The organism is Balneolales bacterium ANBcel1 (genome assembly GCA_029688905.1).
Classification (GTDB): domain Bacteria; phylum Bacteroidota; class Rhodothermia; order Balneolales; family Natronogracilivirgulaceae; genus SLLW01.
This window is the reverse complement of the sequence record JARULB010000004.1, coordinates 1-17,815: the sequence shown is the minus strand read 5'-3', so window position 1 is coordinate 17,815 and position 17,815 is coordinate 1. Positions and strand designations below refer to the sequence as shown.

18 protein-coding genes and 2 pseudogenes are annotated in these 17,815 nt (G+C 45.8%); 10 read left to right on the top strand and 10 right to left on the bottom strand.

All coding sequences use genetic code 11. The annotated features are described in order from the left end of the window. Positions 1 to 423: 423 nt before the first annotated feature. Positions 424 to 3,729 (bottom strand): T9SS type A sorting domain-containing protein, encoded by a 3,306-nt coding sequence (locus QA596_06445; protein ID MDG5767096.1) that lies wholly within the window; start codon positions 3,727 to 3,729, stop codon positions 424 to 426. A 280-nt stretch (positions 3,730 to 4,009) separates the two neighbouring features. On the opposite strand from QA596_06445, the pseudogene QA596_06440 reads away from it, so the two are divergent. Further along, a pseudogene (locus tag QA596_06440) lies at positions 4,010 to 4,261 on the top strand (integrase core domain-containing protein). Between the two features lie 73 nt (positions 4,262 to 4,334). Continuing rightward, positions 4,335 to 4,973, top strand: a pseudogene (locus QA596_06435) (IS30 family transposase). 36 nt (positions 4,974 to 5,009) lie between these two features. Here QA596_06435 and QA596_06430 read toward each other — a convergent pair. The 4 genes from QA596_06430 to QA596_06415 all read right to left on the bottom strand — a co-directional run bounded on the left by QA596_06430 (position 5,010) and on the right by QA596_06415 (position 6,721). Continuing rightward, positions 5,010 to 5,411 carry a type II toxin-antitoxin system VapC family toxin gene (locus QA596_06430; GenBank protein MDG5767095.1) on the bottom strand — a complete coding sequence of 134 codons (402 nt, stop codon included), beginning with the start codon at positions 5,409 to 5,411 and terminating at the stop codon, positions 5,010 to 5,012. Next, positions 5,408 to 5,647, bottom strand: a complete 240-nt coding sequence (locus tag QA596_06425) for an Arc family DNA-binding protein (protein MDG5767094.1) — start codon at positions 5,645 to 5,647, stop codon at positions 5,408 to 5,410. Before QA596_06425 ends, QA596_06430 begins: the two co-directional genes overlap by 4 nt. 288 nt (positions 5,648 to 5,935) lie before the next feature. Further along, the gene (locus tag QA596_06420) at positions 5,936 to 6,175 is read right to left on the bottom strand and encodes a hypothetical protein (protein MDG5767093.1); all 240 of its coding nucleotides are present in this window, start codon (positions 6,173 to 6,175) and stop codon (positions 5,936 to 5,938) included. Between the two features lie 252 nt (positions 6,176 to 6,427). Next, on the bottom strand, positions 6,428 to 6,721 hold the full coding sequence (locus QA596_06415; GenBank protein MDG5767092.1) for a type II toxin-antitoxin system Phd/YefM family antitoxin: 294 nt from the start codon (positions 6,719 to 6,721) through the stop codon (positions 6,428 to 6,430). Between the two features lie 326 nt (positions 6,722 to 7,047). Here QA596_06415 and QA596_06410 point away from each other — a divergent pair, with 326 nt between their 5' ends. After that, positions 7,048 to 7,305 (top strand): hypothetical protein, encoded by a 258-nt coding sequence (locus tag QA596_06410; GenBank protein MDG5767091.1) that lies wholly within the window; start codon positions 7,048 to 7,050, stop codon positions 7,303 to 7,305. 19 nt (positions 7,306 to 7,324) lie between these two features. Next, a complete protein-coding gene (locus QA596_06405; protein ID MDG5767090.1) occupies positions 7,325 to 7,681 on the top strand; it encodes a hypothetical protein in 357 nt (118 codons plus the stop codon). Positions 7,682 to 7,830: 149 nt separating this feature from the next. Here QA596_06405 and QA596_06400 read toward each other — a convergent pair whose 3' ends face one another. Continuing rightward, on the bottom strand, positions 7,831 to 8,166 hold the full coding sequence (locus QA596_06400) for a hypothetical protein (GenBank protein ID MDG5767089.1): 336 nt from the start codon (positions 8,164 to 8,166) through the stop codon (positions 7,831 to 7,833). Beyond that, a complete protein-coding gene (locus QA596_06395) occupies positions 8,163 to 8,384 on the bottom strand; it encodes a DUF433 domain-containing protein (GenBank protein ID MDG5767088.1) in 222 nt (73 codons plus the stop codon). Before QA596_06395 ends, QA596_06400 begins: the two co-directional genes overlap by 4 nt. Before the next feature lie 982 nt (positions 8,385 to 9,366). Here QA596_06395 and QA596_06390 point away from each other — a divergent pair. The 5 genes from QA596_06390 (at position 9,367) to arsA (ending at position 14,437) form a co-directional block, all read left to right on the top strand. After that, on the top strand, positions 9,367 to 10,746 hold the full coding sequence (locus QA596_06390; protein MDG5767087.1) for an IS30 family transposase: 1,380 nt from the start codon (positions 9,367 to 9,369) through the stop codon (positions 10,744 to 10,746). Positions 10,747 to 10,856: 110 nt separating this feature from the next. Then, positions 10,857 to 11,180 carry a metalloregulator ArsR/SmtB family transcription factor gene (locus QA596_06385; protein MDG5767086.1) on the top strand — a complete coding sequence of 108 codons (324 nt, stop codon included), beginning with the start codon at positions 10,857 to 10,859 and terminating at the stop codon, positions 11,178 to 11,180. 2 nt (positions 11,181 to 11,182) lie between these two features. Continuing rightward, positions 11,183 to 11,947 carry a metallophosphoesterase family protein gene (locus QA596_06380; protein MDG5767085.1) on the top strand — a complete coding sequence of 255 codons (765 nt, stop codon included), beginning with the start codon at positions 11,183 to 11,185 and terminating at the stop codon, positions 11,945 to 11,947. A gap of 92 nt (positions 11,948 to 12,039) precedes the next feature. Further along, positions 12,040 to 12,615 carry an arsenite efflux transporter metallochaperone ArsD gene (gene arsD, locus QA596_06375; GenBank protein ID MDG5767084.1) on the top strand — a complete coding sequence of 192 codons (576 nt, stop codon included), beginning with the start codon at positions 12,040 to 12,042 and terminating at the stop codon, positions 12,613 to 12,615. Positions 12,616 to 12,655: 40 nt separating this feature from the next. Further along, complete coding sequence (gene arsA / locus QA596_06370) at positions 12,656 to 14,437, top strand: arsenical pump-driving ATPase (GenBank protein ID MDG5767083.1); 1,782 nt, start codon at positions 12,656 to 12,658, stop codon at positions 14,435 to 14,437. A gap of 240 nt (positions 14,438 to 14,677) precedes the next feature. Here arsA and QA596_06365 read toward each other — a convergent pair whose 3' ends face one another. Next, the gene (locus QA596_06365) at positions 14,678 to 14,959 is read right to left on the bottom strand and encodes a helix-turn-helix transcriptional regulator (protein MDG5767082.1); all 282 of its coding nucleotides are present in this window, start codon (positions 14,957 to 14,959) and stop codon (positions 14,678 to 14,680) included. Further along, a complete protein-coding gene (locus tag QA596_06360) occupies positions 14,946 to 15,305 on the bottom strand; it encodes a type II toxin-antitoxin system RelE/ParE family toxin (GenBank protein ID MDG5767081.1) in 360 nt (119 codons plus the stop codon). The genes QA596_06365 and QA596_06360 overlap by 14 nt, the downstream gene beginning before the upstream one ends. 354 nt (positions 15,306 to 15,659) lie before the next feature. Between QA596_06360 and QA596_06355 the strand changes: the two genes are divergently transcribed. Further along, positions 15,660 to 16,772, top strand: coding sequence for a Fic family protein (locus QA596_06355; GenBank protein MDG5767080.1), 1,113 nt, complete (start codon positions 15,660 to 15,662; stop codon positions 16,770 to 16,772). A gap of 150 nt (positions 16,773 to 16,922) precedes the next feature. Here the strand turns inward: QA596_06355 and QA596_06350 are convergent. Further along, positions 16,923 to 17,815: hypothetical protein (locus tag QA596_06350; GenBank protein ID MDG5767079.1), on the bottom strand; the 893-nt coding region annotated here is incomplete at its 5' end.

The following is a 17,815-nucleotide window of genomic DNA, read 5'->3' as shown; positions in this document are numbered from 1 at the left end:
ATCCGGTTTCCAGATTTTGAAAGCGATATCGGTCTTTATACATCTTCAATACCAAGCCCATTTGGCAAAATTGATGATAGCTGAGCCGATGCGATGGGCGGCAAGAAAAAAAGTATTGCGATAACAAATAATTGAATTTTCAACTTCTTCAAAAAATGGTATTCCATAATTCAGTATTCGAAATATATAAGTAACAACGGCCTCGCAATCAAGCAGTTCAGCGAATTCAGCGTGTAAAAAAGAAAAAGCGGGATCGCCTGGCTATTTGGCCGGTGGCCTTTTTTTATGACAAGTTTCAGCGAAAAAGCCCGGAGGAATGTCATCGGTCAATTCTGCCAATTTGAAAACCTGAGACCGCCCTCCCAAGTTTTCCAGAATTCTGAAAACCGGAATGGGAACGCGGACATACCAGAGCCGGGTGCTCTAATCAAAGCACCCGTATTGGCCGGGCAGTACCCCCGAAAATTCACCGCGCATCACCGTTTCCCTGCGCACTTCGCCCTCAGTCATTACATACAGGTCATGATCAAAAACAGGAAGTAAAAACGAGCCATACCAGGCCCCTACCTCTTCTCCGTTTACAGTACGGGTTTTTCGTTCCAATCCGAGCGGCCAGCCGGCTGCGGAAATGCTTTCTGAAATAATCCATCGGGGGATCCCGGGAATGAGCTGTCCATCTTCATGCAGTCCTATGGAAATCCAATGTGGAGCATGAATCTCAGTACCTTCAGGAACCCACGGGATTTGTCCGGACCAGTCTCCGGATTCTTGAAGAACATTGCCATGTATATCCAGATAGAATAAAAACGGGTCATTCATACTGTTCGAAAGCTTGCCATAAATCGGAACACCTTCCATATCAGGAGGAACATCAATGAAATTCAGGCAATTGCTTTCGTGATTAAAATAGATCGAACTCAAAGTCATATAGCTGCAAATATCACGCACGGTAAAAGAAATCTCCTGAACATCATCCGGATTATCCGGATGATAAAACGTCATGGTGACATCTCCTTCCACAACCGGAACGTACACACCGCCTGGCAAAACAGAACCGGGACCTGTCATATCCCACTCAAGATCACTGAAATCGACAGGCATCCCGTCAAATACAGCCTTGAATTGATGTGTATCGTCCATCTCAAGACAGGCCAGGTCGGGGTAAACGATTAGCTCGTCTTGTGTAACATGTACCCGGGCGGTAGCGGATCGCACGGGAGCATTGCTATTATCACGCGCACCGCCGGTGGCTTGGCTTCTTACAATAATAACATGAGTTCCGGGCTCATCCGGAGGGGAATAGGTAACATCATTGGAGCCCAACTCCGTAAAAAATCCGTCCTGGAATATCTCCCACGAAACGGTTTGGTCATCGGCATTGAACACATCGGCACGTATGTCCATTTCATCATCCGACCGTATATAAAATGGTGGATCCTCTGGAAAAAACCATATTTCATCGATTGGAAGCCGCCGCAGACTCACCTGAATCGGTCTTACAACCAGTTCCTCGATACTCTCCCTGAACTGATCCTGAAACACGCCAAGGCTGGTTCTGACACGAAGGTAGGACGTGCCGACGGCATTGGGATAAAAGTGTCTGTCATTGTTTTCAACAAATCTGAAGGGATCATCCCCAATCTCGCTTGTTTGCGTCTGGAGACTCCAGTCAAAGTAGGCTTCATCACGCTCGGGATCGATGTTTATGACCCATGACATGGGATCGATGGTAACCGGCCCGGTGGGCTCATCCCAGATTGCCGTCATATGTGTTTGAATAATCCCAACGATATTATCGGTAACATACCCGGTGCTGTTACGAATTAAGTTGTTATTGGTAAGAATGGAAGTAAGTTTGCCCATACCCGGCACGAATCCAATTGCGGTGGGTGTATCCAGCGTAAAGCCGTTGCTGACAGCTTCAAGGGTCGCTTTCCATTCGCCAATATCAGAGTTATCTTCATTGTATGTAGTTGGGGAGGCATTCAGATCCAGTGCTTGCAACTGTGAGGGCAACGTATTTTCACCCAGATCGATAACCAGTTGCATTAACGAAACGGCAAGAGCCGAAAGGCCGCAGGCAGCTGCAACGGGTGCTGCACCAACGGCTCCGGTTGTTACCGCCACACTTCCCAGTGCAAGTCCTGTTATATCACGCATTTCACTGGCGAGTCCTTCATTCATGGAAGCGATGTGCTGTCGGGTATCCAACATGGCATCCAACTCTTCCGGGGTGCGGATCTGAGGTACGTCAGCAAGGCTAACCGGATTCGCTTTGGCTGCAGAGCTGGCCGATTTAAAGGCAACTGTATTGTTTTTCAGGTCATTACTGATGGCCCCTATATTATCCGCAATACCGGTTACCGCGAAAATCGCATCCACCACTTCCAGAATCTCTTCATCAGGGAGCTGTTCCTCAAGGAAAGGCGAGTCGCCTTCCAGAATGGCACGAAGATTATCGGGATTATTGGGACCGCTTGCCATTTGAAGTCCGGCCGCAATATGCCAAAGATGAGAATCGAAATCAGAAAGGGGTTCTGCGCGAAGCATTTCCGGATCTTTTCCATAAGCACTTGCAACTTCTTCCAGGGCACTTTCGATATCTATGATCATTTTTTCGATAGTACCGGCAGCGGGTGGCAGCGCTTCAACTTGCAGGGGCAGAGCCGGACATTGTATCTGGTCGTTACCACTCTTAACGACCAAAACAGCATCACCACCTTCCATGTAGTTGGCCGGATGCACCGGCACAAGTACCTGGCCCTCACCGTCTCCATGATGTTCGATATATACCGGATGTCGCAGTGCATTCTCTGATTCCGGGGAGCCGGCTGTTTGGGTGGATGCTGTTTCAATATGATCCTGGTAGTAGTCGGCATCATACAGCCATCCGAGGGGATAGTCGCCGAGCGACTCCGGTATACCCTCGAGGGAAATCATGTGCGCGGGCATCGAAGAGGAAGCAAGCAAGGTCAGATCGTCACAGGATTCGGTTGTATGTACCGATAATATCAGAGAGCCGAGATTTACATTCTGCATGGGAGTGACGCTTATCTCTTTACCGCTAAACTGCCCCGACTCTTCAACCACAACACGGAAGGTATCGCTGTTATCCGTTTGTTGCACATTGGATTCAATACGCGCCGTAGGTTGGGTGCCGGACTGAAGCCGTATTTCCGGACTACCGCTTCCGATTCCTGTACTCAGAAAAGTCATGCTTTCTGAAAGAGCATAACCTTCCCCCAGTACTCTCAGAATGTACTGCCCCTGAGCAAGGCGGCCACCCAGTTGGATGACTATTTCATGACTGCCGGCATTTATGTTGACTTGCCTGCTCAGCACAGACTGTCCGAGAATATTGTATAGTGAAATGTTTGCCTGGGTGTTTTGCGGGGCATAAAAGGGCACGGTGCTGCGCGGATTGAATGGGTTGGGATATGGAGATCCCAGCTGGAAAAATGAGGGTAACTCCTGCCCGGTCTGTGGTTCTGCGGATGTTGGCTCCAGCTGATAGACAAGCGAGAACCGACCCTCGCTATCCGTTTCATCAGAAGCAATTTGTTCGTCCATTTCATTGAACAGCATAACGGACAAACCGTCCAAAGGGGTTTGGTCCGAGTCCACCAAAACACCGGTGACCTCATACTGTATCGAAGAACCGGTCAACAAAAAAGCCAGTGAGAGTAAACCAACGATGTGTATCGGAACAGCTCTGTAAAGATGTTTCATTGCTCTCTATGCTTGGTTTTAATTTCCGTGGCATCCTGTGCATCGAGCCTTGAAAAAAACTTGTCCAATCAGGATGGTGAAAACAAAAGGGTTTTATGCAGGTAGATTGCTAATAATAATCTACATATAAGTACTAATAAATACTAGTAGTTATAGAGGTCGGGTGAAATTGGACAGTTAAACCCAGACTGTTACTTTGCCTGAAATGAAACGTAAACGCAGGCACTTCAGGCCGAGCTTCAAGACCAAAGTAGTCCTGGAAGCTCTCAAAGAACGCCAGACGATCAATTACATAACTGATCTTAAAACGGTCAAAATCTCCATGGATGGCAAGGGCCGTGCAACAGACAATGCTCATATTGAGCGATTCTTTCGAACCATTAAACACGACAAAATCTATCTTCACTTGCCGGAGAACGGGCAACAGTTATATGCGCTTTGCTCTGAGCTCATAACCTTTTATAATACCAGGCGGTCTCATTCCCGGATTGGAAAGATTCCTCCGGTAAAGCGGTACCTTCCGGCAGCTTGAAATCAAACTAACAATCCTCAAAAAGCTGTCCAACCATTCCCGACCATCTTAGCTGAGCCGCAAAAAGCTTCTTTCTATTTCGCACGAGACGATTTACCGGTATATATGGGCCGATAAGGCGGCAGGCGGCAAGCTCTACACCCATCTTCGCGGAGCTAGCAAACAGCGACGAAAACGCCATAACAGCAAAGACAGCAGGGGACGGCTTGCCGGCAAACGCCATATTTCGGAGCGGCCGGCCTCGGTGGAAACCCGAAAGACGATTGGACACTGGGAAGTTGATACCGTTGTTGGAAGCGGGGATTAGCACTGTATCTTAACGCTTGTGGAACGCAAAACCAGGTACATGTTGATCGGAAAGCTGGCGAATCGAAGCAAGCAGGAAACGAAAAAACGAGCCATACAGCTCATTAAGCAGCATCAAAGGCGATTTAAGACCATCACCAGTGATAACGGGACGGAGTTTCACAGTTACGCCGACATTGAAGATCGCCTTGGCGTCCGATTCTACTTTGCCACCCCGTATCATTCCTGGCAGCGGGGAACCAATGAAAACACCAATGGATTGATTCGCCAGTACCTGCCGAAACGAAAAAGTATGGCTCATATAAATCAGCATCATTGTAACGCCATAAGTGAAAAACTCAACTCACGCCCACGAAAGGTTCTGGGCTTCAAAACGCCGAAGGAATGCTATGAACACCGTTTTTAATTGTTGCACTTCAAAGTTGATACTAAGTGGCGGAAATCAGGATAAAAAATTTGTGGGGTGTGTCGCAATATCTGGAAATGAATTCAGTACTTTTTTGTCCAAAGTAATCAGTGGTACTGACATGTCATTAGCAAGACATACAAACTCACAATCGTAAGAAGAGCAATTGGATTTGTTTACAAATTCAAATACTTGCGATGAATGAACATGAAACTGCCGATCTTTCATCAACTCCTGGGCTTTCTCTGAAATTTGTAAGGCCTTACTCAAATCGATCAACTGTTTCCTCAAATATAAGCTCACTACATTTCTGAATTCACTGATCCATAAGACAGGGGCGATCCATTCCGGATCCTGTTCAAAAACCTGGTCACAGAGTTGAGAATGATCAGATGGCAGCCAGAAATGTGCAATGATATTGGTATCAACTACAATCACGGCCTACCCTGATCAATGGCTTTTTGAATGAGTTGAGCAGAGAGACTACCTTTTACTTGTTTCCTAATTTTTTGAGCTTGTAGAAGAAATTCCTCCGGAGAGGGGCGATGAGGTAGTGTAGTTTGCTCCAAGCACGCAATAATTTCACTATTAATACTGCGATGTTGAGCTTGTGCACGCTTTCTGAGCTGCTGGTAAATTGGCTCAGGAATGTTTTTGACAGTTATGCTTGGCATGGCTCGATAGTTTCGTTGTGGTATAGTAATGAAACTAATATAGGGGACTGATTATTGCAAGTTATGATAGCCACTTAACGCCAAACGCATAACCGGCGTGGCCAGCCGGTTATAATGGGGCGGAAACGCCCCACACGACCGGTTGATGCGCATGTTAGCGCGAAATTTAGGTTGATAGGGTATCAAAAATTGCTTTGATCATTCTATCTACAACTTTTTAAACTACTCTGGCTAGTGCAAGTGACTTTCTTCACCCTGTACCCATTTGTGAAATTTGCTAGCACCGATTCAAAAGCGAGAAGAAAATTCCTGCTGATTCAAATTGTAATTCTTGCGGGTTTCAGCGACATCGGAATCGGTAATTACAATTCTTTGAGAAGCATTTAGTTCACCTTCTTGGATTTTGCCGGCTTGTTTGATGCTCTCGATAAATTCGTCGAACGGTTCTTTCTTCATTACTTGAGTATCTGAGTGATATAGTAACTTATCGTAAGAACTTGCCGGATTGGGGCGGTTTTTGCCGGACATGGAGAACCGTTGTGATGTATACTACTCGCTTTGGTTTTCGAATCCGGTATATGATTCTGTAATTTCCTTCAATGATTTCTCTTAGATCGGGATGGTTGTATTCAGGTACAATTCTACCTGATTCAGGATGCTCAATGAGCTGATCTGTTCTCTCAAAAATAAGCTCAGACCACTTATGTGCGGCTTGGAAATTATCCTGAGCGATATAGTTTACGATAGAATTAACTCTTTGGATCGCAAGTTTTGTCCAGATTACTTCCACTTGGCCAGGTTTTCACGGATTTGTTGTTTAGCATCTTCATGAGCAATCACTTCTCCACGAGCAATTTGGCCGTCTGCTTCCATGAGTTCTTCCATGAGAGTAATTTTATCAATCATTTGTTGGTATTCGGAAACATCAACAAGAACAGCAGCACTTTTGCCATGCTGAGTCAGCACTATTGATCGCTTTTCACGCTTAAGACGCCCAATAAAATCAGCAGCATTTTTCCTGAATTCAGAAAGGGGTTGAATATCTTGCTCTAAAGAAAAATTGGAGATAGCCATTGTTTTGCAATTAGGGGACAATATGTCGTACAATTAAAGTACAAAATAATTACTTAACGTGAAAAAATGATAAGCTGGTATTGAAAATGAGCGCTAACGGCCACCCGTTTGTGCGGCGTGGCTTTGTTTAAGTGCAAGGGCAACAGCAACAGGTATATACACGAACGCACGAAACGGTTGTTATACCACACAGAATATATTAACTAAGTGCGTAGGAGTACATCCATGCCAGTATAAAGCTCATGGTAAAAATTTGCGACACCTATTGTGGGAAATCCCACATATCGCTATCTTTGATTAGTGATAATATAAATGACGTGAAAATTATGGCACGAGCAATTAAAGAATATGATGCCCGACTCGACTCCAAGAAGCGATTGACTCTTCGGGGAGCAAAGACGATGTATTATCGGGTTCGTGAAAAACAAGATGGGACCATTGAGCTTAGCCCAAGAGTATTAGTTCATCCTGATGCCATTTCTCAGAAGACTTTGAAAATGATCGACCAATCGGTTGATCATTTGAAAAAGGGGAGCGTCTCCGCCCCGGTTGATTTGGACGAACTGAATAAACTCTTGGACTAAATCCATGTTTACAATTCGTATGGGAGTTCCTGAGATGGAAGCGTTTTGGAGCTCGTTGCTAGAGAAGCGCAAAGCCAATTCGTTGAATTCTGACGAGAATGAGCTATTTAATCGCTTGGGTAAAGCCATCACAAATCTGAGTGTGAATCCAAAACATCCGGGATTAAAAACTCACGAAATTGAACCCTTGAGTAGAAAATATGGGATCAAAATATGGCAATCGTATTTGGATCAAGGGAAAACAGCCAGGCGATTTTATTGGGCATATGGCCCAAATCGCAAAGAGATTACCATATTAGGAATTGAACCACATCCGGAAGACAAAAAACATGGTGCATATGCTCGAATTAAACTATCTGAATTACCAGAGAAATAACTTACGGCTGGGGTGATTATGTGTGGTATAACGCCAAACGCATAACCGGCGTGGCCAGCCGGTTATAATGGGGCGGAAACGCCCCACACGACCGGTTGATGCGTATGTTAGATACCGAAACTCCCAGTGAACAGGCATAATACCCGTTATCATATTGAAACGGTATAAGACTTACCCGGTTTGCAATTTTTAATGATCTTAACGGTTGGCTCTAGAAAAGGAAGCAGGTCGTTATATCGATTTGATTTTGCTTGTAAGGCAATTAATGCAATGGAAAACTTGGAAACTGATTGCTGGTATAGGATATTTTGGTCGATAGTGATAAAAATATCAAAACTTTCCTGAGCCAATTCGAGCAGTTTCCCATTTTTAATCCCATTCCAGTTTTTCCCGGTGACGGTTGCAACATGAAAAGAATCATCGAGTTCCAAAAAGCGATGCTGAAGTTTGACCGGTAGACATTCGTCAAGGAGAATGCGAGTCATGAAATTTTGGTAAGACGATTTTGAGCTCGCTCAATAAGGGCAACAGCCTGCTTTCGTTTCACGGAAGGGAAGTCTTCGAGGAAGTCTTCCAGAGAATCACCGGCTTTCAGATAATCCCAAAGCGTTTTAATGGGGACACGAGTGCCATGAAAGACGGGAGTTCCACCGAGAATGTCTTTGTTACGAGAAATGATTTTATTTGGCTTATCAGTAATCATATAAAGAAGTTACTCAGTAAGGTGGTAAAAAAAAACGAAAAAGGGAACAATGTCATCAGTATAAAGAACGAGTAGGGACAAATACGAGTATGGTCCCAGTTCATCATAGATGAAGAAGTGAAGAATGGTACAGTATCAGAGAAGGGGTATGAATTTAACCTGGTAGTGATTATGAGGTATCTAACGACCCAGCGTTTAAGCGGCGAACCGAGTTGTTCAAATTAAAGTCCCGAACCTAAAACGAGTCCGTATGAAACGCCTTGTTAGCTACCCGTGTGTCCTGAATTACCACAGGGTACGAAGAATGATAAGTTCTTTGAAAATGGTAATAAAACTCTGCCAGAGATGACAGACTTCTGTTGCACCTAATCCTAAGGTTATGATAACAGTGCGGATGCAACCCGGTGAGACAGGGGAGTCGGACTGTCGGTAAAGATGTACAGGCGTATTTACCAAACCGCCTTGAGGTGCTTGCCTTAAAAGGGCCGGTACTGAGCGTCAAGGTCAAAGCAAGGGCCATCGGAATAAACGGTGAGCGTATGTATGGTGGGGATACGGGAGTTGAACGCAAGTGAACCCTTGTGGACGTGTCGAAATAACTGTTACTGTGTCAAAATCAAAGGGGTGTGTGACCCTGCGAGACCAAGTGTATGACGGAACCTGTGATAGTGCATACGCGGCACACGGCATTTAGAGGGCAAGACCCGTATCCGGGCTCTGACAGGGAACAGGAGAACCGGAACCACAATGGCAAGCCAAAATGCCGCAAGCCCGAAGCGGGTAAGGCAGAAAGTAGCGAAGTGTGGATTCCGGGGCGGATGAAGTCGTAGTAGCGACCATACCCAACAGAGCTTCGGGGAAAAACCGGAGCGAGCGAAGGACTTCACTTAACAAGTTCATGGATCACAAAACAACTTGATGCAAATTGAGGATGATTTTTGAAAATGAACACAGAACGCAACCGATAAGCAAGTTGCAGATCATGCAGGCTTTTAAGCAAATAAAAGCCAATGGCGGAGCTGCGGGCGTAGATAAAGTGAGCATAAAGCAGGTGGATCAAAACCTGCGTAAATATCTGTATCCATTGTGGAACAGAATGGCAAGCGGAAGCTACTTTCCCAAATCGGTCCGCCAGACATGGATACCCAAAGGCAATGGCAAGATGCGCCCGCTGGGCATCCCGACCATAATCGATCGAACAGCCCAACAGGTCATAGCAACCGAATTGGAAGCTATCGTCGATCCCCATTTCAGTCCGAACAGCTATGGCTATCGACCCGGCAGGTCGGCCCATCAGGCCATAGCGCAATGCCGCAGCAACTGTCTGAAGTACAGCTGGGTCATTGACCTGGACATCAAAGGGTTTTTCGACCATATAGACCATGAGTTGCTGATCAAAGCCGTGCATCACTACACCGGGAAGAAGCATATCCTGATGTATGTGCAGCGATGGCTTGAAGCCCCTGTGGAGCTGGCTGACGGAACGCACAAACACCCCGATGGAAAAGGTACGCCACAGGGTGGGGCTATCAGCCCTGTACTGGCCAATATTTTCATGGATATCGTGTTTGACAAGTGGATGGAGAAGACCAACGGCCGCCGCTCGCGATCTCGGCGTAACGAACAGTTCAGTGACCGGGATAAACTCAAGGTGTGGTACTTTCTCAAACAGCAATGGAGCCCACAGCAGATCTCGGCATGGCTGAGCCGCAAAAAGCTTCTTTCTATTTCGCATGAGACGATTTACCGGTATATATGGGCCGATAAGGCGGCGGGCGGCAAGCTCTACACCCATCTTCGCGGAGCACAGAAACAGCGACGAAAACGCCATAACAGCAAAGACAGCAGGGGACGTCTTGCCGGTAAACACCATATTTCGGAGCGGCCGGCCTCTGTGGAAACCCGAAAGACGATTGGCCACTGGGAAGTTGATACCGTTGTTGGAAGCGGGGATCAGCACTGTATCTTAACGCTTGTGGAACGCAAAACCCGGTACACGTTGATCGGAAAGCTGGCGAATCGAAGCAAGCAGGAAACAAAAAAGCGAGCCATACAGCTCATTAAGCAGCACCAAAGGCGATTTAAGACTATCACCAGTGATAACGGGACGGAGTTTCACAGTTACGCGGACATCGAAGAGCATCTTGGTGTTCGATTCTACTTTGCCACCCCGTACCACTCCTGGCAGCGGGGAACCAATGAAAATACCAATGGATTGATTCGCCAGTACCTGCCGAAACGAAAAAGTATGGCCCACATAAATCAGCATCATTGTAACGCCATAAGTGAAAAACTCAACTCACGCCCACGAAAGGTTCTGGGCTTCAAAACGCCGAAGGAATGCTATGAACACCGTTTCTGATTGTTGCACTTCAAAGTTGATACTAAGGTTCAGGTTACGCCTTTATTATTTGGAAACAATAAAAGCTACTGTTACATTTAATCGTAAAACGACGATTAAAATTCCTAATTATGAAACTCAAAGATATCTCAATTAATGAGAAGTCCATACAGCGATCTGCCGAAATCGCAAAAGCCATCGGGCATCCTGCCAGGATAACCATTCTCAAAATTCTTGCTCAAAGAACAACCTGCTTCTGCGGAGATATTACTGAATTCCTGCCTTTGGCTCAATCAACGGTTTCTCAACACCTGAAAGCATTGAAAAATGCCGGCCTGATTACCGGAGAAGTCGAGGGAGTGAAAACCTGCTACTGCCTCAATCCGGAGGGAATCCGTGAGCTTCAATCCGTTCTCTCCGAATTATCAACCGAACTTATACAAACCTGCTGCTAACTATGAAAGTCGCCCTGTTTAGTGATATCCACGCAAATATTGACGCTCTCACTCCCGTATTAAAAGACATTGAACAAAGGAAACCTGACGCTGTGTACTGCCTCGGTGACCTGGTTGGCTATGCACCCTATCCAAACGAAGTGGTTGAACTGATTCGCTCGAAAGGAATTCCAGTCATTGCCGGGAATTACGATCAGGGCGTCGGGCTTTCCAGCGACGACTGCGGCTGCGCGTACAAAACGCCGGAGGATGAGGCGAGGGGTGTTGACTCAATCACATATACAAACCGAATGATTAGTTCCGGGAACCGGGCCTACTTACGCTCACTGCCGGCACATCTGAGACTTGAGTTCGGCGTGAACGGTAATCCCTGGAACTTCCTGATGGTGCACGGGAGTCCGCGGAAAATCAACGAGTACCTATTTGAAGATCGCGCCGAAAAAAGCATGCTTAGAATGATGCAAAAGGCTGATACCCATGTGATGGCGTTTGGCCATACGCACAAGCCCTATCATAAAACCATAGAGGATGAAAGCGGAGAGATACGACATGCCATTAATATCGGATCAGTCGGTAAGCCCAAAGACGGAGATCCCCGCGCATGCTATGCCATGATTGAGTGGGATGGTGATCTGGATCTGAACGATAAAAACGATCTGAAGGTCGAATTCATCAGGGTAGAGTATGATGTTGAACAAGCTGCTAAAGCCGTTGAGGAGAGCCCATTGCCCGGTGAGTTTGCCGATATGCTGCGAAACGGTGGATAAAATCAAATCATAAGAACAAATGAGGTTGGAACCCGATCTTATTAATCGTAATTTTACGATTAAATAAACCCTATTATCAAACACATTTAGAAATGAACACAACCATTGAAATATATGACCCTGCCATGTGCTGCAGCACCGGCGTATGCGGTACCGACGTAGATGATACCCTTGCCGATTTTGCCAACGATGTGAAATGGCTGAAAAGCAAAGGGATTGAAGTGAAACGCTTTAATCTCGGGCAGGAGCCGGAAGCGTTTAAAAGCAACGCTCACGTGCTGGCACGACTGCAAAAAGAGGGGACGAATGTACTGCCGGTAATTCTGGTCAACAATGAAGTTGCATCTGAAGGTGGTTACCCCGACCGCAATCAGCTCTGTGCATGGCTTGGAATACAGAGTGAGACTGCCATCAATAATGATTTGGAAGCATTTAAAAACAACCTGTTAGAAAATATCAGGCACACAGTAATAATGGGTGATTCGGCAGAGATGACAGTGAAATTCCGTGAAGGGCAGGCGCACGGCATTGACCTGCCGGATATTGTTCAGGCGATGCAATCCGGTCTTAATGAGCGACAAGCGACTACACAGCAGCTGGTTCAAACGGCAAATGAACTGCTGGGAGTACCCCAAAACGGTTGCACGCCCGGCGGCGGTTGCTGCTAACAGTCGATTTTTAAAACGATCACTTTCAGAGAGACAATCCATGAATATTTCAGACTCTACTCCCTTCATCTTTTTCACCGGAAAAGGCGGGGTTGGTAAAACATCACTCGCCAGCGCAACGGCTATCAGGCTTGCCGACAGCGGTAAATCTGTGCTTCTGATTTGTACCGATCCGGCCTCTAATCTCAAGGATGTGCTTGAAACAGAGGTAACCGAAAAAGTTGCCCCGGTAAATGGCGTATCAAATTTGCACGTCGTTAATATTGATCCGGAAACATCAGCCGAAGCATACCGGCAGCGTGTGATTTCGCCGCTGGAAGATATTTTGACTCAGCAGGATATTGATCGTATCCGGGAGGAGTTGTCCGGGGCCTGCACCACGGAAATCGCCGCTTTTGATGAGTTCGCACGGTACATCGCCGGAGATGGGGACAATAAGCCGTATGATGTAATCATTTTTGATACGGCCCCAACCGGACACACGCTCCGTCTTCTGGAGCTGCCGGCTGCCTGGAGTAAATTTATTGATGAAAACCCGGATGGAGCCTCCTGTCTTGGGCCGTCTTCTGCCCTGAAAACCAACCAGGAGCGGTACCGGAAAGTGGTTGAGCGTCTGAAGGATCCGCAAACAACCACCATCTACCTTGTTACACGTCCGGAAACTACCGCACTGCGGGAAGCTGATCGCTCCGGCAGAGAGCTGCTTGACATGGGGCTGACCAACCAGGAACTGCTGATCAATGGGTTGTTTGAACCGGCTGACGAGACCGATCCCTTCGCTGTGAAATTGTCTGCTATGATGAAGCAGACGATTGACCAAATGCCGAAACGGTTGAAGAACCTGAAGCATCACACCTTTCCGCTGCGTCCGTGGAATCTGCTTGGAATCGAAAGGCTCAGGCAGGTTTTTGAACCGCTTGACAAAAAAGAAGCAGCACGGGTAAGTGAGAATGGTCTTACGGCTGAGCCGGAAACAGCGCTGCCGGACCTGAACCAATTGGCAGAAGACCTGGCGAAAAGCTCAGATCACGGACTGATTATGACCATGGGTAAGGGCGGAGTCGGTAAAACGGTGGTTGCTGCGGCCATTGCATTAAGACTTGCCGAACAAGGGTATCCGGTTCACCTAACCACGACTGATCCGGCTGCGCATTTAACAGATTATCTTGAAGAGATCACGCTGCCGGAAAATCTGGAACTGAACCGGATCGATCCTCAAGCCGAAAAGCAGGCATACATCGAAAAGGTACTCCGGCAAAAAGGAAAGGACAAGACGGATGAGGAACTACGCCTTCTGAAGGAAGACCTGGAATCACCCTGCACAGAGGAGGTCGCCGTATTTCATGCTTTTTCGAAAGCGATACACCAGGCTAAACGAAAATTTGTGGTGGTAGATACGGCTCCAACAGGCCATACCTTACTGCTGCTGGATACCACAGGAAGCTATCACCGGGAAGTGATGAGAAACAGCAATGTAGACACTGGAAATCTGAAAACGCCTTTACGTTATCTTCAGGATCCGAAGTTCACAAAACTACTGTTGGTAACACTGCCCGAAACAACACCCATATCGGAGGCTTCAAAACTGCAGGACGATTTGAGAAGGTCGGGTATTGAGCCATATGCATGGATAGCGAATCAAAGCATGAATGCATCCTCTTCAGAGCTGTCAGACCCGATTCTGAAAATGCGGGCCGCTGCCGAGAAGCCGCTTCTGAAACGCGTTAAAAAAGAAGAGGCAAGCAAGCTGTACAGCATCCCTTTTATCGTTGATGATCCGGTTCTCACTCAGATGCTGCAAATCCCTCAGCAACTATCTTGAATGAAGAAGGATATGGTTTGAGCTGAACGCTAACGGTCCCGCGCATAACCGACGTGGCAGCCGGTTATAATGGGGCAGAAGCCCCACACACGCCCGGTTGATGCGATTGTTAGAGCAACCGTAACTTGCCAAGTGTAAAGAATTTCTTGATGGATTCTATCTTGAGATCAGGCCACACTTCCATGCAAATATGTCAAACAACCTTATGGGAATTGGTCAAGAATCAGCGGAAATCATTATCTACTGAATTTCGAGTTTAACTTTTCTACCGAGTGCTTTGGCATACTTTGTAAGGGTGGAAAGTCGAATATCCTCGGCATGATTTTCCATTCGGGAAATCACCGACTTGGTCGTATTCAGCTTTTTGGCCACTTGTTCCTGGGTGGCACCCATTTCTTCGCGAGCCTGACGAAGAAGTACTCCAATTTTAAAATTCAGATATCCTTCTTCGAAATTCTCAGCAAATTCCGGACTTTCGGCTTTTTTTTCTTCAATGAAGATTTCAAGGTCATCTTTGATCATGAGATTTTCTCCGGTAATAATCTTGTTTTCGTTGTTCAGCCAGGATGATTTCTTGTTTTGGTACTTTTTGAGACTTTTTGGCAAATCCGTTGGTAAGTATGATAAGTTTGGAGTGGTCAAAAAAACCGAGCAATCGAAAGGTATTATTGCCCAAGGTTGCCCGGATTTCCCAAATATCATCTGAATTAGTGAGTTTTTTAAGGTATTGAGTAGGAACTGGATCCGTTTCACGAACAGCGCGAAGTGTCCAGGCAATTTTTTTGGAGAACTTGTCTGGAAGACTTCTCAGAAATTCCTTTACAGGTACTTTCCCGGATTCTGTTCGGTAGAATTGTATAACGCGCATGGAGAGAAGTTAGCATATATGCGAACATTCACCAAATAAAAAAAAAGGATCGGCTAGAGACTGCTGCCGGGAAGAAGGTGCGTTTATTATTGAGGCTTAAGGTGTTTAAGAGCAAAATTTATGGGTTGCTCTAACGGTTCAGGTTTAACCTGCAGCGGCTACGCTGCACTCAGAGAATGCGAGAAGCATTCTCTCCAGCAGTGAATTTTGTAGAAACATGATCCGCTGTCAGGTTGAAACCGTTGTTACAAGGCAGACTTTCATTTGACATTATTGGGTTATGAGCCGAATAAACTACTTAAGCGGCTCATAAAATATGTTGATAATGAGCCGAATGTGTGTTATAATTGGCTCATGAGACAATATAACTGGCAACAAACCGATTGGCCACATTTTACTTATAGTCTTTCAGGACTTGAGGATAAACTATTTACGTTTGCCGAAAAAGTTGGACGCATATCGGGAATACTGGAATCCTTGCCAGAAGACATCCAGCAAGAAACCCTCATTAATCTGATGCTGGAGGAAGCTGTCAAAACCTCTGAAATAGAAGGGGAGTTTGTAAGCCGGCAAGATGTATTATCGTCCATTCGAAAAAATCTGGGGCTACACGTTTCCCCATCGGTGATAAAGGATCCCAAAGCCGAAGGGGTGGGTGAACTCATGATCGATGTGAGAAAATCATTTAAACAGCCACTTACCAGGCAGATGCTTTTTCGTTGGCACCGGATGTTGTTTGGTGATAGCGACAAAATCATGGTCGGAAAATGGCGAACACACAATGAGCCTATGCAGGTGATATCTGGCGCCATGGGTAAAGAAAAAATTCATTTTGAAGCTCCGCCATCTTCGCAGGTACCTTCAGAGATGGATCAATTTATAGATTGGTTCAATAAAACCGACCCGGCCGGAAAAAAGCAATTGCAGAATGCACCGATTCGTAGTGGGCTTGCGCATTTGTATTTTGAATCGATTCACCCATTTGAAGATGGAAATGGACGGATCGGGCGGGCCATTGCAGAAAAGGCACTGTCTCAGAGTATAGGTCGTCCGGTATTATTAAGTTTGTCTGAAACCATAGAGTCCAATAAAAAGGCTTACTACAATGCGTTGAAAGTCGGACAGCGATCGAATGAGGTGACTAAGTGGATCCATTACTTTATTGATCTTTTACTCCAGTCGCAGGAAAAATCCGAACGACAGATAGAATTTACGTTGCGAAAAGTCAAGTTTTTTGATAAATATAAAGATCAGTTCAGCAAACGTCAGGAGAAAGTAATTAACCGGATGTTGGACGAGGGACCGGACGGATTTGAAGGCGGAATGAATGCCAGGAAGTATGTAGGGATAACCAAGGTTTCAAAAGCTACAGCAACAAGAGATATTCAGCAGTTAGTCGAAATGGGAGCATTTGTACGCTACGGAAAAGCAGGAGGAAGAAGTACAAGTTATCGTGTAAATCTCTAAGACTATTTATTGGCTAAAACTGCCTTGTAACGGTCTTGCATTTAAGCGATTTTGCCATTTCTGATTAATAAAGTGGTAAAAAACCGGACTATCTTCAAGCACTGAAGCCCAAAATCACCAACATACGGCAAAATTCGCTTGAAATGCTTGTTATGCGGGCATTTCAAAAAGATACCTCGTACTTAAATATTCTTTCCAGTCTTCAATCTCGCTATCTCCGCTTAAACTGCTTATGTATTGTTCAAAAGTACAGCCAAAAAAATCCCTTCGGGCACTTGCTTGAAGATGATTTTGATAGTCGCTCAATGCATGCTGAAAGTGATCATTACCCGCAGGATACAACGTGGCTGAAATAAACTTGTCAATATCATTGTTCTTCACCATAGACAGACCGAGTAAATGATTTCTCCAAATTTGTCTCAGATTATCTGACGCCAACTCTTCGTGACTATTTGAAGAAAAAACTCCCGATTCCCTGGTTACAATCCAATAGCTTGAATTTGAATCTTGCACTCGTTTGGCTTCCGATGCTCCAATTCTATAGCCACGTTCCGTGTACTTTACTTCAATTCCCAGTCCAATACGTTCCCCATTTTGATTTCTCCCGCAAATATAGGTATCGAATGAGGTCAAATCACCTAAATACTTATCTGCTGGGAATGGAGCCCATTCAAGCTTTAATTCAATTGGATCGATTAGTTTTAACCCGAAAACTTCACTCAGTACTTTTTTCATCAGGACTGGCTTGTGGACAAGAGGTGCAAGCATATTAAACGGGATATGTTCACTTCTGAGAAGGTCGGCATCTCGTTTTTGAGAATAGTGAGGATATCTTTTCCTCAAAGCTTCTTTCACTCCAAGCCCATCATAGTAGTTCATTAGCGCTCGTCCATCATGCTCTGTAAGACGATTGCCGTATTCTAAATAATCAACTTTAAGTATCCTTGCACGATAGTTTGACTGGTGCAACCGTGCAGCAGCTTTGAAGAAACTGTCTTTATTGTACTGCGGACCTATTTCCATTGTATAAGCTTTGCCCCGCA

Coding starts and splice junctions, on each gene's coding strand:
- QA596_06445 (MDG5767096.1), bottom strand. CDS start 3,729: ATGAAACATCTTTACAGAGCTGTTCCGATACACATCGTTGGTTTACTC.
- QA596_06425 (MDG5767094.1), bottom strand. CDS start 5,647: ATGCCAAGCATAACTGTCAAAAACATTCCTGAGCCAATTTACCAGCAG.
- QA596_06420 (MDG5767093.1), bottom strand. CDS start 6,175: ATGTCCGGCAAAAACCGCCCCAATCCGGCAAGTTCTTACGATAAGTTA.
- QA596_06415 (MDG5767092.1), bottom strand. CDS start 6,721: ATGGCTATCTCCAATTTTTCTTTAGAGCAAGATATTCAACCCCTTTCT.
- QA596_06410 (MDG5767091.1), top strand. CDS start 7,048: ATGGCACGAGCAATTAAAGAATATGATGCCCGACTCGACTCCAAGAAG.
- QA596_06405 (MDG5767090.1), top strand. CDS start 7,325: ATGGGAGTTCCTGAGATGGAAGCGTTTTGGAGCTCGTTGCTAGAGAAG.
- QA596_06400 (MDG5767089.1), bottom strand. CDS start 8,166: ATGACTCGCATTCTCCTTGACGAATGTCTACCGGTCAAACTTCAGCAT.
- QA596_06395 (MDG5767088.1), bottom strand. CDS start 8,384: ATGATTACTGATAAGCCAAATAAAATCATTTCTCGTAACAAAGACATT.
- QA596_06390 (MDG5767087.1), top strand. CDS start 9,367: ATGCAGGCTTTTAAGCAAATAAAAGCCAATGGCGGAGCTGCGGGCGTA.
- QA596_06385 (MDG5767086.1), top strand. CDS start 10,857: ATGAAACTCAAAGATATCTCAATTAATGAGAAGTCCATACAGCGATCT.
- QA596_06380 (MDG5767085.1), top strand. CDS start 11,183: ATGAAAGTCGCCCTGTTTAGTGATATCCACGCAAATATTGACGCTCTC.
- arsD (MDG5767084.1), top strand. CDS start 12,040: ATGAACACAACCATTGAAATATATGACCCTGCCATGTGCTGCAGCACC.
- arsA (MDG5767083.1), top strand. CDS start 12,656: ATGAATATTTCAGACTCTACTCCCTTCATCTTTTTCACCGGAAAAGGC.
- QA596_06365 (MDG5767082.1), bottom strand. CDS start 14,959: ATGATCAAAGATGACCTTGAAATCTTCATTGAAGAAAAAAAAGCCGAA.
- QA596_06360 (MDG5767081.1), bottom strand. CDS start 15,305: ATGCGCGTTATACAATTCTACCGAACAGAATCCGGGAAAGTACCTGTA.
- QA596_06355 (MDG5767080.1), top strand. CDS start 15,660: ATGAGACAATATAACTGGCAACAAACCGATTGGCCACATTTTACTTAT.